Source organism: Arthrospiribacter ruber (assembly GCF_019343195.1).
Classification (GTDB): Bacteria; Bacteroidota; Bacteroidia; order Cytophagales; family Cyclobacteriaceae; genus Arthrospiribacter; species Arthrospiribacter ruber.
Window position 1 is genome coordinate 238408 of record NZ_RPHB01000003.1, and the last position, 22330, is coordinate 260737.

Consider the following 22330-nt stretch of genomic DNA (forward strand, 5'->3'; position numbering starts at 1 on the left):
CCGTTAATCTAAAACGATTTTATTTTTTCGAGTCCTGTAGATTTGGCATTCTTGAGAATGGCCTTTACTACTTTTTCGGAAGGTTCTAAAATGAGTTCGTCCAGTTGTTCGATTGTGCTCAGCATTTCCAAGTACTCCTGCATCAAAGTTCCATCTTCGCGCAAGGCCTGCACTAATTGCTCATTTTCGCCCTCACTCATTTCCTGATACACATATCTTATCAGGTCATTTGGGGTAAAAGGTTTTGTCATAGGCAACGTTTAATTGTTTCATTTTTTTTCTCATGTTGATCAGGGCGTAGCGCATCCTACCAAGTGCAGTATTGATACTCACGCCGGTTTGTTCGGCGATTTCCTGAAAGCTCAAATCCATGTAATGCCTCATAATGAGGACTTGTTTTTGGGATTCAGGCAGTTCATCAATAAGCTTTCTGACCAACTCAAGGGTGTCCTCCTTGATTTTATGGTCTTCTATGGTTTCTTCAGCAAACTTGAGTGTGTTGAAGATATTTTCGCCATCTTCCATGATGATGGTTGGATAGCGCTTACGTTTCCTAAAGTAATCTATGGCCAGGTTGTGTGCTATTCGCATCAACCATGGTTGGAATTTTCCCTCTTCGTTATACCCATCGGAATTAAGGGTGTGGACTACTTTTACAAATACATCCTGGAGCAAATCCTCCGCCACGCCTTGGTCTTTCACGATAAGGTAGATAGTAGTGTATACTTTTGATTTATACTTTTCTACCAGTTTTTCAAATGCGATTTCATTTCCGCTCCTGTACTGCTTGATCAGTTCAGAGTCCTTAGGACCAATCCTTTTGCTCATACAAATTGAATTTTAATAACGTAGAGGTTTATGCCATAGTATAAGAATTAGGGTGAAACATTTAACTCGTGCGAATCAAATGTATAGATTCGGTTAGAATCATGCAAAGGATTGATGGATTTTTTTGAAATTCCCTATTAAATAAAAATGATTTGCATCCTGTACTTGTACTATTCCGTAAAAAATAAAAATTTAATTTTGGATATGTCTTTTTTCACAAAATACTAATATGAAAAAGTCCAAAGTGTTTCTCAAACGACGCATAAAATTTTTATTGCCCCCAATTGGAAAATAATTGCAATTGGATGAATTTTCCTGAAATATCCGGATATGCCGGGGACGTTTTTTACGAATTTCTTACCTTCGCTATTCTGATAGAAATCAAATAAAAAAATATATGGAGTTAAGCGGAAAAGTATTTCAGGTAAATCCTGAAATCAACGGACAAGGAAGAAACGGTACATGGAGGAAACAGGAAGTAATCCTCGAAACCCAAGGAAATTATCCCAAAAAGGTATGCCTGACGATATGGGGGGATAGCATAGACCAGTTCAAACTCAAAGCAGGAGATCAGGTCAATGCCAGCATTGACATTGAAAGCAGGGAATACAACGGCAGGTGGTACACGGATGTGAAGGCCTGGAAAATCGAAAAACAAGGAGCAGAAACCCCGGGAGCAAAAGCAAGCAGTTCATCGAATCAGATTCCGGACGTGACTACATTTGATGACAATAGTTCGGAGGATATATTGCCTTTCTAAGGGGAGTCAAGGAATAAAAGAATGGAATGAAAAGATGCCGGTAATTTCCAGGCATCTTTTTTTTGTTATTTTTAGAGCTTTTAATAATATATCAAAACCAAATCTTAAACCCGTATGGAGAGGAAAATAGAAGGGGTTATCGAACACAGCTACTATCATCTCGGTCAGATCGTTTTGATAAAAAAACTGATTACTTCTTAAAGAGAGACGAGGTTCATAATAGTGGGTTTATCAATAGTAAAGCTTCCCAACACTCCAATTGGCTTTCCTTCCGGAAACTGTCTTTCCCCAAACTTAAATCCCATATACGCTCCGCCAATCATCAGGATCAAAGTAATGATCAGTAAGAGGAGTAGAGTGCCCAAAGGTATTTCCCAGTCTTCTGAACCTATTCTGAACTTGATGATTTTGTTGAAGTCCATGTTATTGTGAAAGAAATTTTTTCCAGCCTTTGGTTTCCAGTTCTTCGGCGGACTCGATGACTTTGGCTTTTAGCCTTTCCTTATATTGATCCAGATTTTTTCCTATGCTTGTATCAAAAGCTCCAATGATGGATGCTGCAAGAATGCCTGCATTTTTGGCTCCGTTGAGTGCTACTGTAGCGACAGGAATGCCACCGGGCATTTGCAAAATCGATAATACGCTGTCCCATCCATCTATGGAATTGGAAGATTTGATCGGCACACCGATCACGGGAAGGGAGGTCATGGAGGCTACCATGCCGGGAAGGTGGGCGGCTCCACCTGCACCTGCGATGATTACCTTGAGGCCTCTGTCTCTTGCAGAGTTGGCATAATCTACCATTCTCTCAGGAGTTCTGTGGGCGGAAACTACTGTGAGTTCATACCCTACACCCAACTCTTCGAGGGCTGCTGCTGCTTCTGACATGATGGGCAAATCAGATTTGCTTCCCATGATGATTCCTACCTGAATATCCATATTATGCTTTTATTTTGATCAATGCTTTAATTTTTTGAGCCCTTTCCTTAAGCTTTTTCGGATCCTCGTCCAAGATGGTCACATGCCCCATTTTTCTGAATGGCTTGGTGAATTTTTTGCCGTACAGGTGGATATAGACCCCTTTTTCACTCAGGGCTTCATCCAATCCTTCTACAAATGCTTCTCCGGAAAACCCATCTTCACCGAGCAAATTGACCATGGCTGCGGGAGTTCTCAGGCTGCTGTCACCCAATGGCATCCCAAGCACAGACCTGAGGTGTTGTTCAAACTGAGAAGTCATATTGGCTTCTATGCTGTGATGCCCGCTGTTGTGCGGTCTTGGGGCAATTTCATTCACAAGGATTTCTCCTTCCTTGGTGACAAACATTTCTACTGCAAGAATCCCTACCATATCCAGCTCTTCTATGACCTGAAGGGCAATTTGCTGCGCTTGCTTTTCGATTTTTTCTGAGATTTCTGCCGGAGCAAACAAGAACTCCACCAGATTGGCCGTAGGGTGGAAGGCACATTCTACTGCCGGGAATGCACTCACCTCTCCTGCTTTGTTTTTAGATACAATTACAGCAATTTCCTTGTCAAAATCGATCAACTTTTCCAATAAGCCAGGGGCATCAAAGCCCTTTTCCAAATCCCTTTCGTCTTTGAGCAGCTGAACTCCCCGGCCATCATAGCCTTCTTTCCCCAGTTTGTTTACAGCAGGCAAAAAGTCCCTTTGGGCCAATACATCTGCCCTGTCTGAGGTAAGAATAAAGTCAGCTGTGGGAATTCCTTTTTCTTTATAAAATGCTTTCTGGGTCCTTTTGTCTTGGATCAACCTGATGATGTGAGGTTGAGGGTACACTTCTTTTCCTTCTTTGACAAGGGCTTCCAAGGCATCTGTATTGACACTCTCAATTTCTATGGTGATGATGTCACAGTCTTGTCCAAATTGATACACCGTATCATAATCTTTTAGGCTGCCTTGAGTAAATTTCTGGCAGATGGACTTGCATGGTGCATCCGGATCCGGATCGAGGATATGGATGTCGATGTTATAATTGATGGCAGACTGAATGACCATGCGGCCTAGCTGACCACCTCCAAGTATTCCTAAAGTTTTTTGCTGGTAATTGACTTGCACAGAGAAAGGCTTTGGTTGCCCAAAAATAAGGGAAAAATGCAGGTTTCTGAAAATGTAGCTGAGAATAGGGGAAAATATAAAAAAAACCCGCCTGAGCGGGTTCATTTATTATAATGATTACTTTCTACACTGTTCTTCCACCGATCAATCTCAGTAGTACGGATATGACTGCCAATACCAATAGTATATGAATCAATCCACCAACGCTATATACAAAGAAGCCGAAGACCCAACCTATGATCAAAATCACGGCGATCAAATAAAATAAAGAGCTCATAATTGTTTTGGTTAAAGTTAAATAATTGATTATGAACATCATGTTACAAGCTTTGTGCCAAAACAAAAATCTCAACTAAACTTAATGCCCATCAACTCCATCAGTTTATGTGCATTGAAACTAGGGCAAGGGCCTGTTTTCAGCTTGTAGTCAAAATGGATTTCATTGTCTGAAATTTCACTGTGGAAGCTGAAATTTTTTAAGTAGCTAAGGCTGCTTTCCAGTGCACTCAATTCAATGTCATGGGTGCTGATAATCCCTTTGGACCCGGTATTTGCCAGCTGTTTGATCAGGGCCTCACTTCCCTGTATCCGGTCCACTGTATTGGTGCCTTTGAGAATTTCATCCATGAGGAAAAACACTTTTTGGCCGTTTTCAGCTGCATTTAGCACCTGCTTGATTCTGGCCAATTCGGCATAGAATGAACTCACGCTTTCACCTAAATTGTCCATGTTTCTCATGCTGGTGTACAATTGAAAGGGGCCTATGAGCAAACTTTTCCCAAAAGGCCTTAGGCCCATATTGGCCAAAACCAGATTGGTACCGATAGTTCTCATAAAAGTAGTTTTGCCGGACATGTTGGAGCCTGTCAGTAAAACCGTCTGAATGGCTGGAGCAAAGTCCAGGTCATTTGCTACAGCTTTTTCCCGTCTTAGAAGTGGGTGTTTCAGATCGGCAAATTCAAGCTTTTCTTCCGAGGTCCAATTTATTTCCCCATTAAGACCTTCTTCCGAGGTAAAGGCACCAAGCGATATCAGTACTTGCCAATGATCAAACACGCTGTCCAATTCTTTCAGGTGACCTTGGTAGTTCTTTTTCCATTTTTCAAGCTTCCAAAAGAGGAAAAAATCCAGCCAAAAAAGGATGTTAAAAATCAAATACATAAGATTGATCCTGTTTTCGATCAAAAAAGAAACCTGCTCAAGGGTTTTGAGTCCCTTTGGGATGTTGTTTTGGTTCTTAAATAACTTGGAGTGCTTCTTTAGGTATTCATCTTCAAATGAATGCTCAGCCAAATCCGCTGACCAAATTCTGTAGGTTTTAATGTCTCCTGAGCCAGGGAAAATCTTTCCAGCCTCCAAGAGGGGTTTGAAGACAAAGCTCAAAGAGAACAGACCAAATAGAATCCAAATGCTCAGGAAGGAAAGAGGAAAAATACCTATCGCAACTCCAAGTACAAGAGAAAGGCCCAACACCGGCCCGATTATCATTGGTGCGAAGTACAATTTTTTCCAGTTGGATCTGGTGTCCATCCATTTGTAAAACTTATCCTTGGACTTCTCTTCTTTTATAAATGCCCTGCCATTTGCCTCAAAGCTTCTTAGGAAATCAGGATTTTCGGCCAGTTCATCGACTGCAGGCTTTAGGACTTTGGCCTTGTCAGCATTAAGGTTTTCTTTCATCAGTGCGGCCAGTTTGGCTTTTGCACTTCTATTGACAGTATGGTTGAGCAGTTGGAAAAGAGAATGCTCCCCAAACAAATCCAAGTCTATGGCAAAGGGGTGGGTTTTGGATTGATATTCATTTCCAGGGTCAAAAGAAGAAAGTTTTCTGTTTTTTCGGAGCGATTTTTCTTCCTCCATTTTGATCAGTTCTATGATGAAAGCTTCTTTGTCCTTGGAGGCATTGAACTGAATGATCAGGACAATGAAAAATACCAACTGCATCAGTAAGAGTAAAAAAAGAAGCGGAAAATCGGTAACACTCAGTATAAATATGGGTATCAGGGAAAAAAATACCAATAGGCGTATCAGTGTGATCTTCAGTGTTTTCTTTTTAGTTTTTGAAAGAATCTTTGCCAGATCTTCATTTTTAAAGTCTATTCTCATAGGCCAAAGATAAAAAATGTGAAATTCTTTAAAATATTTAATTTTATGCAACTATGTTGCATAAATTTGAAGATATTTTATTACCTTTGACTATTATCATTCATGTAGTGTTCTCTTCATTTGAATGATGGTGGTTGACAATAGACTCCGGCCTCGCCGGAGTCTTCTTTGCTTCTGGTCAATACGATGAAAAAGATAATTCCGATTATACTGATTTTACTGATATCTGCCTCCGCGATGGTAATGCCGGAAAAGGATATGTGGGCTTTACTTGGTAAAACAAGGTTTGTAGAAAAGCTGAATAGAGAATATGGCATGTATTTTTTGTATCCCAAATTCCCTGATGAGCTGAAGGCTTTGGAGGGCAAGGAAGTTTCCATTACAGGTTTTTATATTCCTTTGGAAATGAATGCGTCCAATATTGCGGTGATTTCTAAGTTTCCGAATGCAGAGTGTTTTTTCTGTGGAGGTGCTGGGCCTGAAAGTGTAGTGGTAGGTTACCTGAAAAAGAAACCTGGAAGAAGGGTAAAGGTAGATGAGATTGTTACGGTCAAAGGAAAGCTCAAGTTAAACGACAGTGACCTGGAAGAGCTCAATTTTATTATTCAGGATGCAGAGCTGATTTATTGACCATGAGCAAGAAAAAGAAGGATGAAAAACCCGCAGAAGACTGGGATATAGAAGAGGGTTTTGGAGGAATTCCCGAAGATATCCCTTTTGGAAAGAATATTGGTTGTGGAGGAAAATCCCAGAAGAAAGAAAATTCAAAACAAAGTGGCCGCTAAGGTTTCGCAAGTACCGACTTTTTTATATGGTTTGAGCAGATTCTTTACATTAGAGAATTGATTATATTTGGTTTACATATTCAAACCGATCTTCAAACCATGAAATGCTTTCCTAACCTCCCTTATCTGCTACTTGCAGCTGTCATATTGATTTCCTGTAGCGAAGAGGATCCTCTGCCGGATCCTGGGCCAAACCCGAATGCCCAAATCGTAAAAGAAGATGCTGAAATCAATGCCGCATTTACGGATACAGATAATATTGCGTTGTTTGCGCTTTCAGCAAACGGTCAAGGACTGAGAACTCAGGTAGAATTTGTTGGGGATCTATGTGCGGAGGCCGAAGTAACGCATTTTCCAGATGAAAGGAGGATTGTGGTAGATTTCAAAGAAGGTTGTACCAGTGCCAATGGACTTGTCAGAAAGGGAAAACTTTTGATTGACTATACAGGTGTAATTTTATTTCCGGGTGCTTCAGTCACGGTGAATTTTGAAAACTATCATGTAAATGGGGTGAAAATTGAAGGGACCAGAACCTCTACGAATAGAGGAATCAACCTTAATGAAGGGACCATTACATTTGAAACCATAGTAAACAATGGCAGGCTTACCTGGGAGGATGGCTCTCAAGCCACTGTAGCGATCAATCATAGCCGCAAATTTATTCTTCCAGGCGAAGACGAAGGGATCAGGGCAGAAATTACTGGAACTACTTCAGGCAATAGCCGGACTGGAGTAGCTTTTAATGCCGAAATTTCAGAGGCTTTGGTATTCTTTCAGAACTGTACCAATACCGGCAATTGGATTCCAAGTCAAGGGAAGAGCCTTATCACCATTTCACAGGCATTTTTATTCGAGGTGGATTACGGGACAGGCGAATGTGACAGGGAAATCACCGTCAGGCTTGAAGGTGAAACTATCACATTGACCTTAGATTAGTATGTTGATTTCAGATAGAAATTATAAAACAGTATCTGCCTCATTCCAAGTAGCCAATATTTGTTTTGGATCAGATTTTTCTGCTAAACCCGAATTAAAATTACATTATTAAACTTCAATGTTTTTTGTAGTTATTTGTGGAGAATTTTTCAATTAAATAAATCGTCCGATTATGATTCTCAAAAGGTTGACTTTGTTGATAGCCATAAGCAATATTCTGCTAATTTCTTGTCATGAAAATGATCCCCTTCCAGACCCAGGTCTTAATCCTTACTCGACCATTGTAGAGGATGCGGAAATCAATGCTGTTTTTGCTGATACTGATAATGTTGCTCTAATTGCATTACAAATCTACAGGCTTGTGTACAGTACGGAGGGTAATTTTTTTGGAGATTTGTGTGATGAGGCAATTGTGACACATTTCCCGGAAAACAAGCGCATTATTGTGGATTTTGGAGATGGGTGCACGAGTGGAAACGGAATCACAAGGAATGGCAGAGTAATCATTAATTATACCGGTATGATATCCTTTCCTACCGCTTCGATTACGGTCAACTTTCAAGATTACTTTGTAAATGGAGTGAAAATTGAAGGTACGCGGGTTACCACGAATAAAGGAATTGACCTTAACTATATGACTTTGTCTTTTGAAATAAAAATGGATAACGGCAAGCTTACGTGGACTGATGGGGGTCAATCAAATGTTAAAATAAGTCATAACAGGAAATTTTTCTTGCATGACCAAGACATGCGTACCGAAATTATTGGTTCTTCATCAGTTAAAAGCAGATCAGGAGTCGATTTTACGTCAGATATTTATTATCCTTTGGTGTATGTTAAGACTTGCACCCATACAGGAAATTGGATTGCCAGTGAGGGGATGGGCTTTTTAAGTCTGTCTCAATCTATTGTGTTTCAAGTAGATTATGGTCAAGGCAAATGTGATAGGGAAATTACCGTCATACTTGAGGATGAATCCATCAGGCTGACCTTAGATTAGTATGTTGATTTTAGATAGAAGGAAATCAAAAAAGGAGCGAAAAGCTCCTTTTTTGATTATTCTTTTTTCCCTTCGGGATAGTAATGATTGACATCTCTCTGTGGGAATGGGATTTCGATATCATTGGCCTCAAACGCTTCTTTTAAGGCTTCCATATTGTCCCAGTAAACCGGCCAGAGGTCTGCGGCATCTGCCCAGCACCTAACGGTAAGATCAAGGGAACTGTCCCCGAATCCTATAAATTTCACGACCGGTTCGGGATCTGCATGAATTCTTTCGTCTTTTTTCAAAGTGTTAAGAATTACCTGACGGGTTTTTTTAAGGTCTGTGCCGTAAGCTACGCCTACGGACATTTCTACCCTTCTGGTTGGTTTTTGGGAGAGGTTTACTATGGAGTTGTTGGCCAAAGCACCATTTGGAACGGTAACTACCCTATTGTCAAAGTTTCTGATTTTGGTATAAAGAATGTCTATGCTTTCCACAGATCCAAGTGTCCCTTGGGCTTCTATGGTGTCTCCAACTCTGAATGGTTTGAAGACCAAAATCAGGACTCCACCCGCAAAATTGGACAAGGATCCTTGCAAAGCCAAACCTACTGCCAAACCTGCAGCACCTAAGATGGCCACAAAGGAAGTCATCTGCATTCCCAAAGTAGTGGCTACTGCGATCAGCAATACTACCCATAGGATGGCACTAAGAAAACTTTTGAAGAATGTAGCCAGTGAAGGGTCGATTTCATATCTGATAAGACCCTTGTTCATTTGACGTAATAAAAACTTTATCAGCCACCTACCTATGAGCAAAAGGACAGTTGCCTTCAAAATAATCGGTCCCGCCTCAAAAACCAAGTCAATGGCTTTTTGCTGAATTATTTGGACGGTTTCGTAATTAAATTCCATCTGTGTTTGAATTTTGTTAGAAAATAAATGCTAATTCAGGTTCAAAGTTAGCTTAATAGGCTAAGACTTTCCAGCGAAAAGCCCAATTCCATGAAATTTCAACATGATCAAAGCCGGATTTGTTGAGGATTTTTTCCCAATCTGATTTTTTAAACCCTCTTAAAACGGAAATAGGGCCGTCATTTTTCACCATCTCTGATTTTGAGAAAAATCTGGTCAGTAGCTTTATGCTATAGTAGGCCAAAGGGTGCCGGTGAAGGTCATTGATGACCAGCCCAAGTTTGGCCTTATCTTTTAATGTTCGGAGTAGGGAAATAAGTTCCTCATCTGTAAAATGATGGGTAAAAAGCGTGAAATTGATGATGTCTACAGGTTCATGAAGGAAATCCTTGTCAAAAACATTGGCTACCTGAAATCTGATGTTAGGATAGTCGTAAAGCTTTTTTTGTGCGAGACTGATGATATTTTCATTGGCATCAATACCAATCAATGCGCAGGGGATTTCTTTTCTATAGGCCCAATCAGCAATGATCTGAAGCATATCACCACCCCCACATCCAATATCGGCAATGGTATAATCTTCCTTAGGGTTTGACTTGATCAAATTCTTCATGCCAGCAATAGTCACATGATTCCCTCCCAGGAGTCTGTTGATGGTCCGGAGTTCCTTTAGGGTCTGCTCCAGTTCTTCTCCTCCTACCTTGAGGTCATCCATGATTTCTTTGCTTGTGCTACGGTGGGTAAATTTTCCCATTATTTTTCCAATAACATAGTTTCTAAACTGAGGCCTGGACCAAATCCTAAGGCCAATATTTTAGCGGCATTTTCATTGTGATAAAGCCAGCTGGACAGAACAAATAAAATGGTAGCAGAGGACATGTTACCAAACTTGCTAAGGACCTCATGCGAAGCTTTGTTTTGGGATTCATCTATTTGGAAGGCAGTTTCTACTTTTTGTAGAATCTGCTTTCCTCCAGGGTGCACGGCGAAGTTTTTGATGGAAGAAAGGCCATATAGCTTTTCAAGGTGCTCGTTTACTTTTTCCAGGCCCTTTTGAAGAAGTTCTGGTACGTACTTACTCAGCTTCATCTCAAATCCAAAATCCCCGATTTCCCAGGCCATGTCCTGTCTGCCTTCGGGAAACAGCATTGAATTGTACTTTGAAATTTTGAGTCCTGTGTCTGATTTGCATACCAATGCTGCAGCAGCTCCATCTCCGAAAATAGCATTGGCCAACAAGTTGTCTTCATTGTATTCTTTCTGAAAATGTAAGGTGCACAGTTCTACAGAAACAATCAATACCTTGGACTCGGGGCTGGAGTCACAAATTCTATCGGCGAGCTTAAGCGCATTGAATGCCGCATAGCAGCCCATAAAGTGTATACAATAGCGCTCTACATCTGAAGCAAAACCCATTTTGCTGATGATTTCCAGCTCCAGACCTGGGGCAAACATACCGGTGCAGGAAACCAACACCAAATGGGTGATCTCATTTGGATAAGTCAGGGCATTTTGTAGGCATGTGGAGATGGCCTCTTTGGCCAGTGGAAAAGCACTATCCCGGAATTGGCCCATCCTTTTTTTTGTACTCGGAAAGGGCTCCAATGAGTGGTTGTCCGGGAAAAATCTGAATTTTGAAGGGTCGCTATGTTTAAAATCCTCCAAAACACTGTGCCGGCTTTCGATACCGGAATGCTTATATATAAAATTTAGCTTTCTTGATTCTGTGGAATCCAGGCTATGTGCAATTTTCATAAATTCACCAATCTGCAACTGCGGAATGGCTTCGCCAGGGCTTGCAGTACCAATACTCACTATATGGTTGTTCATCAAATTAAATTAAACTATTTTTTTCTAATTTAGACATTGAATTGTAAACATCAACAAGTTCTAAAAGTTAACAACAAAATTGAAATATGTTTGAAAGCTCTAGTTGGAAGCATCTTAGGATTCCCTTTTCCTTTTTCCTCCTCCCTATTTTCTTTTTTGCCCTTGCTTTGACCCCAAATCACAATGGAGAGCGGATTTTGTTGGTTTTGGTAGCCTTGCATCTTTTTCTTTATCCTTCCAGTAATGGATATAACAGTTACTTCGATAAAGATGAAAAAAGCATTGGGGGACTGAGAAACCCTCCAAGAGTCAGCAAAGGGCTATATTTTCTTTCCCTTGTGTTCTTTGCTATTTCCATAGCCATGGGCTGGGTAATCAATTTTCAGTTTGCCACGATGCTTTTGGTCTATGGATTGGTCTCTATGGCTTACAGCCACCCTTGGATCAGGCTCAAAAAGTATCCCTATACGAGTTGGTTTATTGCAGGTTTATTTCAGGGAGCTTTCACTTTTTGTATGGCTTATGCGGGATTGAGCGATTTTGGTTGGGAAGTATTCCTGAAGCCTCATGTTTTGCTGCCGGGGATGTTGACTTCTGTAATGCTTTGGGGTTCTTATCCCCTCACACAAGTGTACCAACATGAAGAAGACAGCAAGAGGGGCGACATCACCCTCAGTCTCAAGCTTGGCATACAGGGAACATTCGTTTTTTCCGCAGTATGGTTTTTGCTGACCGGAGTATTGTTTAGTTGGTTTTTTCTCGACAGAAATCAGGATCAGGCGTTGTGGGGCTTTTTGATGGCCATGCTTCCGGTGGTGCTTTATTTTATGGTGTGGTTTTATTTTGCTAAAAAAGATCCCGAAAAATATGTCAATTATGACTGGGTAATGTGGATGAACAGAATTTCCGGTCTGGCATTGAACATCTTTTTCATCTGGTATTTTCTCGAAAACACCCAGATTCTTCAGGTACTGTAAGACTTATCATGAATCGGACTTCCATGTGTTCTTTTCATGATTTGGGTGGCAAGGAAGGTTGAGTTTTTGATAAGGGAGACTGAGAGTTCCGAAAAAATGGAAGAACCAAAAAGCCACTGAACTTTTCTGCCAACCCAAAGCCGGTTTTTAAAATATTTGGTCCATTCTTGAAAATAAGCTTTTTCCAGATCTTGTCTATTCTTGTGCTGAAGTATGCAGTCAGCTAGAATTTTCCCTGAATGAATGGCCATGGCCATACCATTTCCGCAAAGGGGTGTAATCAAACCAGCAGCGTCTCCTATCATCAAAATATGATTTTCTATGAGTGGTTTTGGTCTGAAACTGATTTCGTTGATTACTTCCGGTTTGTCAAATAGGAATTCGGAGTTTTGAAAAATGGACTTCAATTGAGGATTTTGGAAAATGACATTTTCCTCCATGGCGGCTATGTTGCCGTACTTTTTTAGGTGGGAAGCATTTCCCAGGTAGCAGAGGTTGTACTTCTTCTGCTCTATCCGGTTGATCCCGCAGTAGCCTCCTTCGAAGTTATAAAGTGCAACGGTGTGGGGATCAAAGTCCGTACGGATGTGATATTTCACTCCAATAAAAGGACTTCTATGGTCCATAAAGTTGCGTTTGAGTTTTCGGTCTATTTTTGATCTTTTTCCAAAAGCTCCTATCACATGATGGGCAGTAACAGTCTGACCGTCATTGAGCCTCACTTCAAATTCTTCCCTTTCGGGATAATAATTGATTTCTTCTGCTTCTGTTTCCAAAAAAAACTCCACACCTACTTTTTGACATTTTTTATAAATAAAATCGTCCAGCACATATCTGCTGATTCCAAACCCTCCCAAGTCTAAGGGCATCTTGGCGATTTTTCCCTTAATAGAACCAAGTTCAAAGTTTCGGATTTCTGTGGGATGGAAATACTCGGGAAAAAGGCCTTCTTCTATGAGGTAGCCACGCACTTCATTGGAAATATATTCACCGCACACCCGATGAAATGGGTACGACTTCTTTTCTACCAACAAGACCTGCCTGCCAGCTTTGGCAAGTCGGTGTGCCGCTGTCAGCCCGCCTAATCCCCCTCCTATAATGATGATTTCCTTGTGATCCACGTTTCTTTTTTGTGAAGATTGCAATAATTTTCCTTAGAATTTCATGAAAACAACTTTCAAGCTTTAATTATGGTTTAAGTTTTTGGGAGTGGAAAGTCTGCTCTGCACCAAGACAAAGTTTCCATTCTCAAAATATTGGTTATTTTTACAAACGAAGAAACGTAAATGCCATGTCTCCAAGTCCTGCCCAAATATTAAAAGACCATAATCTCAGAGTGACCAACTGCCGAAAGGCCGTATTGGATACTTTTTCAGAAAAACAAAGTGCCTTGTCCCATGCTGATCTGGAGGAAACTCTGAAAAAAAGCTATGACCGTGTGACCATCTACAGGACCTTGAAGACTTTTCTTGAAAGTGATCTGATACATAAGGTCTTGGACGACAGTGGGGCAACCAAGTATGCCTTATGTGGCCATCACGAGCATGGTACTCATTCCCACGACCATGATCATGTACATTTCAAATGTGAGGTCTGTGGCAAGACAAAATGTATAGAGGAGGCTTCATTGCCTAAAATCAGTTTACCAAAGGGATATGTCAACAAAGAGATGAGTTTGTTGGTGACTGGTGTTTGCGACGAATGCAACTAGACTTCCAAAGGATCAGAGGGATTTTTTGTTTTAGGGCCGTCTGATGGCCAAATGATACCAGGTGGGAGATCGATTTTAGGCGGAGTCAGGTCTTCTATACCGCCATCACCATCATCATTGTTGTCACCTCTTTTGGAAATTTTCGGTTTTGTCAAGGTAGCAACAAAATATATCAGCACCACATAGGCAACACCACACAAAACCAGATCTACTACCAAGCTACTCATGTTACTAAAATTTCCTTTAAATTAATACTTTTCATTTTAGAAGTCAATGTATTAACCTTTTAGCGTGCAGATTGATTTGATTTTTTCTTAAAAATTCATGTGCATTGGAGATCAATTTGTGAAATAGGGCAGATAATAGGATATTTGCGCTCTGAAAAAATTAAGCAGATGATTGTAAAAACCAAAAAGTACCAACTAGAGACAGGTACCTATATCAAAATTGGATTGAGTAATATTTTAAAAGAGCAATGGTGGGTAGTCTTGATAGCCCTCGCTATAGCGAGTGGTTATTTTTGGATAGCATCGTGGTGGTGGATAAGCATGGCCATACTTGCATATGCTTTGTATTGGTTGTTTTGGGTGATACAGTTTGCCGGAGTTACCCAGATGGAGCAAAATAAAGTTATTTTTGAAAAAATGGCTTATGAAATAGACAGTAGGCAAGTCCTGATGAAAATCAACACCAAACAGGGAATGCCAGTGAAGTGGGATATGATCAAAAAAGCAGAAATAAAAAAAGATGCATTTATTTTTACCATGTCAAAGGCGCAGTTTATCCATCTGCCTTTCAAGATTTTTAATTCTGATAATGACAAAAAGTTCGTAGAAACTATCCTTAAAAGAAAAGGATATGTGGCATAAAAAAAGCCCTTTGCCACTAAGCAAAGGGCTTTTTTATATGCTCATAAAGGATTACATAGGTGGTAGAATCACTGTGTCGATGACATGAACCACTCCGTTAGAAGCTTCAATGTCAGCAGTAGTAACTGTGGCGTTGTTTACTTTAGCGCTTCCGTCTTTAAGAGAAATCGTTACTTCAGATCCCTGTGCAGTTTTTGCTTTCATTCCATCTTTAAGATCCTTGGAATATACTTTTCCAGGTACTACATGGTAGGTAAGGACAGCTACTAACTGGGACTTGTTTTCAGGCTTTAATAACTCATCAACAGTTCCGGCAGGAAGCTTTGCAAAAGCATCATTTGTAGGAGCAAAAACCGTAAAAGGTCCATCTCCCTTCAGTACATCTACTAAATCACCTGCTTGTACAGCAGCTACCAGAGTGGATAGAAAATCAGTAGATGCAGCTAAGTCTACAATGTCATTTTCCTCGTAGATTGTAGCATTTTTGTTTGCGGTGAATGCAGTGGTCGTGAAAAATGCCACGAGCAATGCAAAAGTCAATAATTTTTTCATGGAAATAATAGTTTTAGTTTGTGATATAAATCATAAAACCTATCCTATTGTTTTTCAAAACATTAGGGATTTAAAACTTAAGTTTTTTCACTTTCTTTATTTTACAGCTTGTACCTGTTATTTGATGATTGACACATCTTTTTGACAAAAATTGTGATGATCGGTAAGAGTTTTAAAGTGAAAAATACTGTAAGATTTTTAAGGATTGCACTTTGAGCGTAATTTTGGAACATGCAAATATCCTTACTGGCAGTCGGCAAGACAGACCACAGTGCCGTGCAGGCTTTGATCGATGAATACAGCAAAAGACTGGGGTTTTATGTGAAGTTCTCTTTGGATATCATCCCGGACCTGAAAAACACCAAAAACCTGGATGAAAAATCCCAGAAAGAAAAGGAAGGAGAGCTGATTCTCAAAAAATTACAAACTTCCGATCATGTCATACTTTTGGATGAAAATGGCAAGCAGCTTTCATCCATGGATTTTTCGGAATTTCTGCAGAAAAAAATGAATGCAGGCCTAAAACACCTTGTATTCGTGATTGGAGGACCTTACGGCTTTTCTGATGCTGTTTACCAAAGAACTGACGGTAAGCTTTCCCTATCTAAAATGACTTTTTCCCATCAAATGGTCAGGGCATTTTTTATTGAACAGCTGTATAGAGGATTTACTATACTCAAAAACGAACCCTATCACCATCAGTAAATATCTAATGTTAATTTAATGTTAACAAAAAACAATAATCACTTCTTTAATGTTAAATAATTGTTAACTTTAATCAGTTTTCAGTTATACATTACAAGAAGTGAAAAATGTAGGTTTACAAATACTGCTGTTGGCAATCTTCAGTGTGGAAGTCTGGAGCCAGGAGAGTAATGTATTGGCTGAACTGAGGATTTTTGAAAATGAGAAAGAAGAAGAATTGATTACCCGGTATCAATCAGATTATTTTTTGTTATTGCAGGCATTAGAACCGCGGGATAACTTACATTCACCCTCTTGGGCGAAACTTAACAAAAAACTTTTCCGGCAATCAAAACAACTTTCCAAGACAGACTCGCTTAGGTTTTTGGAGGATGTTTTTTTTCTGACCCAGCAGAATTTGTTCGTTAATTATGAGGAGCATGCAAACTTCTCTAAAACACTTCATGATGGAATTTTTGATTGTGTGACAGGCTCCGGGGTTTTTGCTATGTTATTGGAAAAATTTGGCTTTGATTTTAAGGTAATGGAAACAGACGCTCACGTGTACATAAAGGGAATGGTGTCCGGTCAACCTTTCATAATGGAGAGCACATTTCCTTTAAACGGGTTCTTGGTCGGTGATGAGCAGGTCAAAAAATTTGAATCCAACTTTCTTCCTGCAGGAGCAGACCTTCAGGATAAACTTCAGTACTTGGGGAAAATGGACGAATTTCCTATTCAAAATAGGACCTTCAATGAAATCGGCCTAAGAGAGCTTGGCGGCTTACAGTATTACAATGATGCCATCAAAAAGTTTTATGAGGAAGACTTTATAGGGGCCTACTCACAATTGCTAAAGGCTGAATTTTTATATCCCTCATCACGGATCAATAAATTCAAAGTCCAACTTTTAGCACTTTTGCGCTGATATAGGTTTCAATTCGAGTACTTCAACGCTTGTTAGCATGGACTCAGTCAAAGGATAAATAAGCTAAGATCTGAAGCATTATGAATTCTAGTGAGTCATGTCAGCAAGATTTTCAGATAGGATTTATTTTCCTTTCCCTCAAGGTCCTGCATTGACATGTCCCATGAATTTCAATTGGCAATTTTTTTGAGCCGGATTTTTTTGTTCGGAGCATTGTCATCTGTCCAGGCAACCCAAGAATCTTTCCCGTCAAATGCCAATTGAGGAAATCCACTTGAGCGTTTTTCTGAAGAGCTGGCAACTTCCATAGCTTTGCCCAATTTCCCTTCCAAATTAACAGTTCTTGCCATGATACGGCTGTTTTCCATCCATGATATCATGACGTTTTGCTCATTGATAAACTGGAGTCCAATCCTACCAAGTGTATTTCCCAAATCAATCTTGATGGGAGGTTTAAGCGTTTTTCCTCCATCTTCCGAAAAAATCAGCTTGATTTCAGGATTTCCATTTGATACTGCATACCACGCAATTGCTGTTTTTTTACCCAAAGTACTGATTCTTGGACCATTTACGGGGCATGCTGCTATTTCCCAAAGATCCATGTAAACCGGTTCTGTTTCCAAAAATTCCTCTCCGTCCCATCTGACCATTCCGATATCCCGGATTTCAGTATCTGACCTGTCTCTGAAAATAATGATGGGATGGTTATCGGCAACACCAATTCCTGTTTGGCAACAATCACAGACCCTGTCATCCAATAACCATTCCTGTGTTTTATTCCCTTCAGAATCAAACACTGCAGCCCTGAGAGACATTTGCCCTTGGTGTCCATGGTCTGAGTGCTGATGTGTACTGCCTGTATTTCGGCCATCCAGCCAGGAGACCAGCATCTTTTCACCCCAAGGCTTCATAGATATGAAACCATGTTCTGTCTGAGTGCCATCATCATGTAGTACCTTTGGCGCGCTCCATTGTTTGCCATCTTCCGAAAAAGTGAGCATAATGTCATAAGAAAAAGTACCTGGCCCACTTTTCTGTAAGAAGGCTGCCATGAAAGTTCCGTTTTCAAATTGGGCGATCTGAGGATAGTCGGCCCAATTGACAAACCACTCCTCGCCTTCAGCGATAAGAATTTCGTCTTCCAGTTTCTCTCCATTCCATTTGGCATAAAAAAACCTGTTGATTTCAGCGGATTTTTCAATCCAAGAAAGCCACATTTCCCCATCATGATTCGCAAGCAAGAATGGCTCTTCAAGATCCAATCCCTCCCTTTTCAAGAGGAATTCAGCATTTGGTTCATCTTCCGGGTTTTTTGAGCTTGGATTTTCTGAACAAGCTGAGAAGAACAAGCAAAGCTGGATTCCAAAATAGAAAAGGAAGTGTCTCGTCATCCGGTCACCACCATTTTGAAACCTTCTCCGTGAACTGTGATGATCTGTACTTTTGGGTCATCTTTTAGGATTTTCCTGATTTTACTGAGATAGACATCCATGCTTCTCGCATTGAAATAAGAATCATCTCCCCAAATCTGTTTCAGAGCGTGACTACGGTTGACCAGCTTATTGATTTCGGAAGCCAAAAGTCTGAGCAGTTCATTTTCTTTTGAGGTCAGTTTATGATCTCCGTTTGGACCCTTGATGTATTGCTCGTCATAGTGTAGCTCAAAGTCTCCGAAGTTGTACACTTTTAAGGCCTGGATTTCATCACTTTTTTGGGTTCTTCTCAAAATGGCTCCGATTCTAAGCAGGAGTTCTTCCATGCTGAATGGCTTTGTCATGTAATCGTCTGCTCCGATTTTCAGTCCTTCAATGATATCTTCTTTGAGATTTTTGGCTGTGAGATATATCACCGGAAGGTCTTCTTGTACCTTTTTGATTTCTTTACCAAGTGTAAAGCCATCTTTTTTAGGCATCATCACATCCAGAATAGCGAGGTCAAATTTGTCTTTTTTAAATTTGGACCAGCCTTCTTCACCGTCTCTACAGAGGGTTGTATCATAGCCTTTCATTGTCAGGTATTCATGGAGGATATCCCCCAGATTGGGGTCGTCTTCTACTACTAAAAGTTTGGCCTTGCTCATTGTTTTTTGGGTAGTTTAATGGTGAATATACTTCCTTTTCCGAAATCACTTTCCACACTGATCTCTCCTTTATGGGCTTCCAGCATGGTTTTTACATAGGATAAACCCAGTCCAAAGCCTTTCACATCGTGGACATTGCCTGTTGGTACCCTATAAAATTTATCAAATATTTTTTTGACGGCATCTTTTGTCATTCCTATGCCATTGTCTTCTATAGAGACAAATACGCTGCCATTTTGGTCCCATGACTTGAGATGGATGACGGGTTTGTCCTTAGTGTACTTGATGGCATTATCCAGAAGGTTGTTGATGATATGCGTAAGGTGAAAGGCATCGGCTTCGATGATGGGTTCTTTTAATTTGGAATCCAAAGTAATCTTGCCCTCTTTGCTTTCTACTTGCAGTTCAATATGTTCTTTTGCAGAGTTCAGGACTTCTTCAAGATTAAGCTGTTCCATTTTCAATTTGAACTCCTTCTTATCCAAAGTGGCTGCCTGTAATACTTTTTCTACTTGTGTTCCCAGCCTCTTGTTTTCGTCCTTTATGATTCCCAAATACCTTTTTCTGAAAGAATCCTGGCTCATGAGTTCCGGGTCCTGCAAGGCTTCTATGGCCAGGCTTACAGTTGCTATCGGAGTTTTGAACTCATGCGTCATGTTATTGATAAAGTCATTTTTAATATCAGATAGGTTTTTTTGTCTGATGATCACTGTGATGGCATAGATAAAGCAAAATATTACTATTCCTATAAACATTACTGAGCTCAAAACCGGTAGCCAGATCTGCTGTAGTATGTAGGTCCTTTTGTCGGGAAAGTTAATGATCAGATGGTTTTCCTTACCAAGGAAATCAGTAGGAAAAAGCCTTGCCTGTACCCCTTGCGTCTTGAGTGAAACAGAATCCTTAGTCCAAGAGATTGGGATAAGCTCATCTTTGTCATTTAGAATTGCAAGGTCAAACTTTTGGGAAATGCCCCTTTCCTTAAGGTGATTTTGCACAAGTTTTTTCACTTGGGAGGTATCTACCCTTGTTAGGATGTCTTTTTGTCCTTCCAGAAGCTCTTGCATAACCTGGTTCATGGCTTCAATTTTCAGGTTGGTGTACCTGATTTTTTCAAAAGCATCTTTAGGTATATTATATTCTTCAACAAAATCCGGCTCGTTGCTGCTTTGCCTGTTTCGGAAATAGGCTTCTGTCTGACTGAGGTATTGCAGCTGTCTTTCCCTTTCCTGCAAGAGGATTTCCATTTCATCCGGGGTAAAGATTTTTCCGGCTATGTCGGCAGTGAGATAGGTAAAAAAATTGTCTAGACTCGTAAAAGCATCAAGATCCACCCCCTGGGCCTCTACCAGTCTTTTGAATCTCTGGCTGACCTGAGGCATGGGCTGCTTCATCATGGAATCCATCACAGATGGTCTCCGTCTGTTGCTGACTGGCCTTTGCCGTACCTGCACTTCTATGGGTTCAATTTTCTGGAACAAGGACTTTTGAAGCGTGGTATCGGTATAGAGAATGGAAAGAAACATGTCACTGGTCTCATTATTCTCCATTTGGCTGATGGCAGAAGAAAGAGACTGATAGACATTTTGTTCAAATCTCTGCTCATTGATCCTTAAAGCATTGCTTACCCAATAGTACTGAAACCCTATCAATCCAAGACTTGCAAAGGACATGAGCAGGATAATTAATTTCATTTGGGTTTTAGACATGATACAAATTTAGATGATAAATGGCCCTGTTTTAGCCACTTAACAATATTTAACAGCCATTTGACCTCTCAGGCTTTCTTATAATGCGCTGGAGTTTTACCTTTATTCCATGATGTTTGTTTCTTGATTAAATACACCATTAATCACTTAAATGTAGCAAAAAAGGGAGGCTTAGGCTTCCCTTTTTTATTGGCGTGGTATCCTTATCTTTGTCGCTTAAATTTAAATTTTCATGGAAATCAGAGATCAAAAATTTCAGATTCAGGGCATTAGTCTTGTGGAATTGGCCAAAACTTATGGCAGTCCACTGTATGTGTATGATGGACAAAAAATCCAAGATCAGGTTAAACAACTTAAGGAAGCATTTTCTACTGTGAAGTTGAAGATCAAATATGCGACCAAGGCCTTGTCCAACATCAATATCCTGAAGCTGATGAAAAAGTCAGGCACAGGCGTGGATGCCGTTTCCATTGAAGAGGTGAAGCTTTGCCTTCATGCGGGTTTTACACCTGAAGAAATCATGTATACTCCCAACAGCGTTTCTTTCGGTGAAATCAAAGAAGCGGTGGGACTCGGTGTAATGATCAATATCGACAATATTCCTATGCTGGAGCACTTTGGGACCGAATACGGCAACTCAGTTCCAGTCTGTATCCGTCTCAATCCGCATATTCTGGCAGGTGGCAATGCCAAGATCTCTGTGGGCCATATAGACAGTAAGTTTGGGATATCTATCCTTCAGCTGAAGCATGTACACAAAGTAGTAGAAGCGTATCAACTGGATGTGGCCGGCCTGCATGTACATACGGGATCTGATATTTTGGATGCCGAAGTTTTCCTTAAAGGGGCAGAGATACTTTTTGATGCGGCCAGGGAGTTTAGAGACCTTAGATTTTTGGACTTTGGTGGTGGTTTTAAAGTGGCCTACAAACCAGGTGATATATCTACTGACATGAAAGAAGTGGGAGAAAAAGTTTCCAAGGCTTTTAAATCTTTCTGTGATGAATACGGGAGAGAACTGGAGATTTGGTTTGAGCCGGGAAAATTTCTGGTTAGTGAGTCAGGGACCTTATTAGTAAAGGCCAACGTGATCAAGTCTACTCCAGCTTCGACTTTTGTGGGCGTGGACTCGGGCTTAAATCACCTTATCCGCCCAATGATGTACGATGCCTATCATAGTGTGCTCAACGTGTCCAAGACGGAAGGTCCTGAGCGGGTGTACACCATAGTTGGATATATCTGTGAGACAGATACCATAGCAGCCGACAGAAAACTAAAAGAAGTCCAGGAAGGAGACATTATAGCGATCAAAAATGCAGGAGCTTATGGATTTAGCATGGCTTCCAATTACAACTCAAGGCTCAGACCGGCAGAAGTGCTTTTATTGGATGGAAAAGCACATTTGATCAGGGAAAGAGAGACTTTTGAGGACATTCTCAGGCATCAGATAGATATTGGATTGTAATTGTAAGCAGTTCATTATCAATTTTATAATTGTATAAAAAATTGATTGGATAAGGATTAATAAGTACCTTTGCCACAGGGAGAAAATCGAATAGCGGTAGACCCTAGTAGTAGTAATTATTTTCAAAAGAC

Annotated in this window: 27 protein-coding genes; 11 read left to right on the forward strand and 16 right to left on the reverse strand. The window is 40.4% G+C overall.

The window, feature by feature from the left end; all coding sequences use genetic code 11:
* Nucleotides 1-8: 8 nt before the first annotated feature.
* Complete coding sequence (locus EGN73_RS06885; RefSeq protein ID WP_219287809.1) at nt 9-251, reverse strand: anti-sigma factor; 243 nt, start codon at nt 249-251, stop codon at nt 9-11.
* Entirely contained in the window at nt 226-828 is a 603-nt protein-coding gene (locus EGN73_RS06890; RefSeq protein ID WP_219287810.1) for an RNA polymerase sigma factor, read from the reverse strand. Before EGN73_RS06890 ends, EGN73_RS06885 begins: the two co-directional genes overlap by 26 nt.
* Nucleotides 829-1225: 397 nt before the next feature.
* On the opposite strand from EGN73_RS06890, the gene EGN73_RS06895 reads away from it, so the two are divergent.
* On the forward strand, nt 1226-1588 hold the full coding sequence (locus EGN73_RS06895) for a DUF3127 domain-containing protein (protein WP_219287811.1): 363 nt from the start codon (nt 1226-1228) through the stop codon (nt 1586-1588).
* A 197-nt stretch (nt 1589-1785) separates the two neighbouring features.
* On the opposite strand, the gene EGN73_RS06900 is transcribed toward EGN73_RS06895, so the two are convergent.
* The 5 genes from EGN73_RS06900 to EGN73_RS06920 all read right to left on the reverse strand — a co-directional run bounded on the left by EGN73_RS06900 (nt 1786) and on the right by EGN73_RS06920 (nt 5774).
* Nucleotides 1786-2010 carry a hypothetical protein gene (locus EGN73_RS06900; RefSeq protein ID WP_219288452.1) on the reverse strand — a complete coding sequence of 75 codons (225 nt, stop codon included), beginning with the start codon at nt 2008-2010 and terminating at the stop codon, nt 1786-1788.
* Between the two features lies 1 nt (nt 2011).
* On the reverse strand, nt 2012-2527 hold the full coding sequence (gene purE / locus EGN73_RS06905; RefSeq protein ID WP_219287812.1) for a 5-(carboxyamino)imidazole ribonucleotide mutase: 516 nt from the start codon (nt 2525-2527) through the stop codon (nt 2012-2014).
* A 1-nt stretch (nt 2528) separates the two neighbouring features.
* Nucleotides 2529-3668 carry a 5-(carboxyamino)imidazole ribonucleotide synthase gene (locus EGN73_RS06910; RefSeq protein WP_219287813.1) on the reverse strand — a complete coding sequence of 380 codons (1140 nt, stop codon included), beginning with the start codon at nt 3666-3668 and terminating at the stop codon, nt 2529-2531.
* A 124-nt stretch (nt 3669-3792) separates the two neighbouring features.
* Complete coding sequence (locus tag EGN73_RS06915; protein WP_219287814.1) at nt 3793-3945, reverse strand: lmo0937 family membrane protein; 153 nt, start codon at nt 3943-3945, stop codon at nt 3793-3795.
* A 71-nt stretch (nt 3946-4016) separates the two neighbouring features.
* Complete coding sequence (locus EGN73_RS06920; protein ID WP_219287815.1) at nt 4017-5774, reverse strand: MutS-related protein; 1758 nt, start codon at nt 5772-5774, stop codon at nt 4017-4019.
* Nucleotides 5775-5960: 186 nt separating this feature from the next.
* Between EGN73_RS06920 and EGN73_RS06925 the strand changes: the two genes are divergently transcribed.
* The 4 genes from EGN73_RS06925 (at nt 5961) to EGN73_RS06940 (ending at nt 8495) form a co-directional block, all read left to right on the forward strand.
* Complete coding sequence (locus tag EGN73_RS06925) at nt 5961-6404, forward strand: hypothetical protein (RefSeq protein WP_219287816.1); 444 nt, start codon at nt 5961-5963, stop codon at nt 6402-6404.
* 2 nt (nt 6405-6406) lie between these two features.
* Complete coding sequence (locus EGN73_RS06930) at nt 6407-6559, forward strand: hypothetical protein (protein ID WP_219287817.1); 153 nt, start codon at nt 6407-6409, stop codon at nt 6557-6559.
* Between the two features lie 99 nt (nt 6560-6658).
* Nucleotides 6659-7495, forward strand: coding sequence for a hypothetical protein (locus tag EGN73_RS06935; protein WP_219287818.1), 837 nt, complete (start codon nt 6659-6661; stop codon nt 7493-7495).
* A 172-nt stretch (nt 7496-7667) separates the two neighbouring features.
* Nucleotides 7668-8495 (forward strand): hypothetical protein, encoded by an 828-nt coding sequence (locus tag EGN73_RS06940; protein ID WP_219287819.1) that lies wholly within the window; start codon nt 7668-7670, stop codon nt 8493-8495.
* Between the two features lie 56 nt (nt 8496-8551).
* On the opposite strand, the gene EGN73_RS06945 is transcribed toward EGN73_RS06940, so the two are convergent.
* Genes EGN73_RS06945 through EGN73_RS06955 form a run of 3 tightly spaced genes read right to left on the reverse strand, consistent with a single transcriptional unit; the run spans nt 8552 to nt 11224 of the window.
* A complete protein-coding gene (locus EGN73_RS06945) occupies nt 8552-9394 on the reverse strand; it encodes a mechanosensitive ion channel family protein (protein WP_219287820.1) in 843 nt (280 codons plus the stop codon).
* A 52-nt stretch (nt 9395-9446) separates the two neighbouring features.
* A complete protein-coding gene (locus EGN73_RS06950; RefSeq protein ID WP_219287821.1) occupies nt 9447-10148 on the reverse strand; it encodes a methyltransferase domain-containing protein in 702 nt (233 codons plus the stop codon).
* On the reverse strand, nt 10148-11224 hold the full coding sequence (locus tag EGN73_RS06955) for a type III polyketide synthase (RefSeq protein WP_219287822.1): 1077 nt from the start codon (nt 11222-11224) through the stop codon (nt 10148-10150). The genes EGN73_RS06950 and EGN73_RS06955 overlap by 1 nt, the downstream gene beginning before the upstream one ends.
* Before the next feature lie 86 nt (nt 11225-11310).
* Between EGN73_RS06955 and EGN73_RS06960 the strand changes: the two genes are divergently transcribed.
* Nucleotides 11311-12201: a UbiA family prenyltransferase gene (locus EGN73_RS06960; protein WP_219287823.1), complete on the forward strand. Its 891-nt coding sequence runs from the start codon at nt 11311-11313 to the stop codon at nt 12199-12201.
* On the opposite strand, the gene EGN73_RS06965 is transcribed toward EGN73_RS06960, so the two are convergent.
* Nucleotides 12189-13322 (reverse strand): NAD(P)/FAD-dependent oxidoreductase, encoded by a 1134-nt coding sequence (locus EGN73_RS06965; RefSeq protein ID WP_219287824.1) that lies wholly within the window; start codon nt 13320-13322, stop codon nt 12189-12191. The genes EGN73_RS06960 and EGN73_RS06965 overlap by 13 nt on opposite strands.
* A 170-nt stretch (nt 13323-13492) precedes the next feature.
* On the opposite strand from EGN73_RS06965, the gene EGN73_RS06970 reads away from it, so the two are divergent.
* A complete protein-coding gene (locus tag EGN73_RS06970; RefSeq protein ID WP_219287825.1) occupies nt 13493-13912 on the forward strand; it encodes a Fur family transcriptional regulator in 420 nt (139 codons plus the stop codon).
* Here EGN73_RS06970 and EGN73_RS06975 read toward each other — a convergent pair.
* The gene (locus tag EGN73_RS06975) at nt 13909-14139 is read right to left on the reverse strand and encodes a hypothetical protein (protein ID WP_219287826.1); all 231 of its coding nucleotides are present in this window, start codon (nt 14137-14139) and stop codon (nt 13909-13911) included. The genes EGN73_RS06970 and EGN73_RS06975 overlap by 4 nt on opposite strands.
* 168 nt (nt 14140-14307) lie before the next feature.
* Here EGN73_RS06975 and EGN73_RS06980 point away from each other — a divergent pair, with 168 nt between their 5' ends.
* Nucleotides 14308-14781: a YcxB family protein gene (locus EGN73_RS06980; RefSeq protein ID WP_219287827.1), complete on the forward strand. Its 474-nt coding sequence runs from the start codon at nt 14308-14310 to the stop codon at nt 14779-14781.
* Between the two features lie 51 nt (nt 14782-14832).
* Here the strand turns inward: EGN73_RS06980 and EGN73_RS06985 are convergent, their stop codons facing one another.
* Complete coding sequence (locus EGN73_RS06985) at nt 14833-15333, reverse strand: fasciclin domain-containing protein (RefSeq protein WP_219287828.1); 501 nt, start codon at nt 15331-15333, stop codon at nt 14833-14835.
* A gap of 231 nt (nt 15334-15564) precedes the next feature.
* On the opposite strand from EGN73_RS06985, the gene rlmH reads away from it, so the two are divergent.
* The gene (rlmH, locus tag EGN73_RS06990; protein WP_219287829.1) at nt 15565-16038 is read left to right on the forward strand and encodes a 23S rRNA (pseudouridine(1915)-N(3))-methyltransferase RlmH; all 474 of its coding nucleotides are present in this window, start codon (nt 15565-15567) and stop codon (nt 16036-16038) included.
* Nucleotides 16039-16138: 100 nt separating this feature from the next.
* On the forward strand, nt 16139-16945 hold the full coding sequence (locus EGN73_RS06995; protein ID WP_219287830.1) for a hypothetical protein: 807 nt from the start codon (nt 16139-16141) through the stop codon (nt 16943-16945).
* 170 nt (nt 16946-17115) lie between these two features.
* On the opposite strand, the gene EGN73_RS07000 is transcribed toward EGN73_RS06995, so the two are convergent.
* Genes EGN73_RS07000 through EGN73_RS07010 form a run of 3 tightly spaced genes read right to left on the reverse strand, consistent with a single transcriptional unit; the run spans nt 17116 to nt 20719 of the window.
* Nucleotides 17116-18336, reverse strand: coding sequence for an exo-alpha-sialidase (locus tag EGN73_RS07000; protein ID WP_219287831.1), 1221 nt, complete (start codon nt 18334-18336; stop codon nt 17116-17118).
* Complete coding sequence (locus EGN73_RS07005; RefSeq protein WP_219287832.1) at nt 18333-19025, reverse strand: response regulator transcription factor; 693 nt, start codon at nt 19023-19025, stop codon at nt 18333-18335. The genes EGN73_RS07000 and EGN73_RS07005 overlap by 4 nt, the downstream gene beginning before the upstream one ends.
* Nucleotides 19022-20719 carry a sensor histidine kinase gene (locus EGN73_RS07010; protein ID WP_246611497.1) on the reverse strand — a complete coding sequence of 566 codons (1698 nt, stop codon included), beginning with the start codon at nt 20717-20719 and terminating at the stop codon, nt 19022-19024. Before EGN73_RS07010 ends, EGN73_RS07005 begins: the two co-directional genes overlap by 4 nt.
* Before the next feature lie 247 nt (nt 20720-20966).
* Here EGN73_RS07010 and lysA point away from each other — a divergent pair, with 247 nt between their 5' ends.
* Nucleotides 20967-22199, forward strand: coding sequence for a diaminopimelate decarboxylase (lysA, locus tag EGN73_RS07015; RefSeq protein ID WP_219287834.1), 1233 nt, complete (start codon nt 20967-20969; stop codon nt 22197-22199).
* The last annotated feature ends 131 nt before the right edge of the window (nt 22200-22330 follow it).

What these genes read in the sequence shown, in the direction of transcription:
- EGN73_RS06885 (WP_219287809.1), bottom strand. Translation starts at nt 251, where the DNA reads ATGACAAAACCTTTTACCCCAAATGACCTGATAAGATATGTGTATCAG.
- EGN73_RS06890 (WP_219287810.1), bottom strand. Translation starts at nt 828, where the DNA reads ATGAGCAAAAGGATTGGTCCTAAGGACTCTGAACTGATCAAGCAGTAC.
- EGN73_RS06895 (WP_219287811.1), top strand. Translation starts at nt 1,226, where the DNA reads ATGGAGTTAAGCGGAAAAGTATTTCAGGTAAATCCTGAAATCAACGGA.
- EGN73_RS06900 (WP_219288452.1), bottom strand. Translation starts at nt 2,010, where the DNA reads ATGGACTTCAACAAAATCATCAAGTTCAGAATAGGTTCAGAAGACTGG.
- purE (WP_219287812.1), bottom strand. Translation starts at nt 2,527, where the DNA reads ATGGATATTCAGGTAGGAATCATCATGGGAAGCAAATCTGATTTGCCC.
- EGN73_RS06915 (WP_219287814.1), bottom strand. Translation starts at nt 3,945, where the DNA reads ATGAGCTCTTTATTTTATTTGATCGCCGTGATTTTGATCATAGGTTGG.
- EGN73_RS06920 (WP_219287815.1), bottom strand. Translation starts at nt 5,774, where the DNA reads ATGAGAATAGACTTTAAAAATGAAGATCTGGCAAAGATTCTTTCAAAA.
- EGN73_RS06925 (WP_219287816.1), top strand. Translation starts at nt 5,961, where the DNA reads ATGAAAAAGATAATTCCGATTATACTGATTTTACTGATATCTGCCTCC.
- EGN73_RS06930 (WP_219287817.1), top strand. Translation starts at nt 6,407, where the DNA reads ATGAGCAAGAAAAAGAAGGATGAAAAACCCGCAGAAGACTGGGATATA.
- EGN73_RS06935 (WP_219287818.1), top strand. Translation starts at nt 6,659, where the DNA reads ATGAAATGCTTTCCTAACCTCCCTTATCTGCTACTTGCAGCTGTCATA.
- EGN73_RS06940 (WP_219287819.1), top strand. Translation starts at nt 7,668, where the DNA reads ATGATTCTCAAAAGGTTGACTTTGTTGATAGCCATAAGCAATATTCTG.
- EGN73_RS06945 (WP_219287820.1), bottom strand. Translation starts at nt 9,394, where the DNA reads ATGGAATTTAATTACGAAACCGTCCAAATAATTCAGCAAAAAGCCATT.
- EGN73_RS06950 (WP_219287821.1), bottom strand. Translation starts at nt 10,148, where the DNA reads ATGGGAAAATTTACCCACCGTAGCACAAGCAAAGAAATCATGGATGAC.
- EGN73_RS06955 (WP_219287822.1), bottom strand. Translation starts at nt 11,224, where the DNA reads ATGAACAACCATATAGTGAGTATTGGTACTGCAAGCCCTGGCGAAGCC.
- EGN73_RS06960 (WP_219287823.1), top strand. Translation starts at nt 11,311, where the DNA reads ATGTTTGAAAGCTCTAGTTGGAAGCATCTTAGGATTCCCTTTTCCTTT.
- EGN73_RS06970 (WP_219287825.1), top strand. Translation starts at nt 13,493, where the DNA reads ATGTCTCCAAGTCCTGCCCAAATATTAAAAGACCATAATCTCAGAGTG.
- EGN73_RS06975 (WP_219287826.1), bottom strand. Translation starts at nt 14,139, where the DNA reads ATGAGTAGCTTGGTAGTAGATCTGGTTTTGTGTGGTGTTGCCTATGTG.
- EGN73_RS06980 (WP_219287827.1), top strand. Translation starts at nt 14,308, where the DNA reads ATGATTGTAAAAACCAAAAAGTACCAACTAGAGACAGGTACCTATATC.
- EGN73_RS06985 (WP_219287828.1), bottom strand. Translation starts at nt 15,333, where the DNA reads ATGAAAAAATTATTGACTTTTGCATTGCTCGTGGCATTTTTCACGACC.
- rlmH (WP_219287829.1), top strand. Translation starts at nt 15,565, where the DNA reads ATGCAAATATCCTTACTGGCAGTCGGCAAGACAGACCACAGTGCCGTG.
- EGN73_RS07000 (WP_219287831.1), bottom strand. Translation starts at nt 18,336, where the DNA reads ATGACGAGACACTTCCTTTTCTATTTTGGAATCCAGCTTTGCTTGTTC.
- EGN73_RS07005 (WP_219287832.1), bottom strand. Translation starts at nt 19,025, where the DNA reads ATGAGCAAGGCCAAACTTTTAGTAGTAGAAGACGACCCCAATCTGGGG.
- EGN73_RS07010 (WP_246611497.1), bottom strand. Translation starts at nt 20,719, where the DNA reads ATGAAATTAATTATCCTGCTCATGTCCTTTGCAAGTCTTGGATTGATA.
- lysA (WP_219287834.1), top strand. Translation starts at nt 20,967, where the DNA reads ATGGAAATCAGAGATCAAAAATTTCAGATTCAGGGCATTAGTCTTGTG.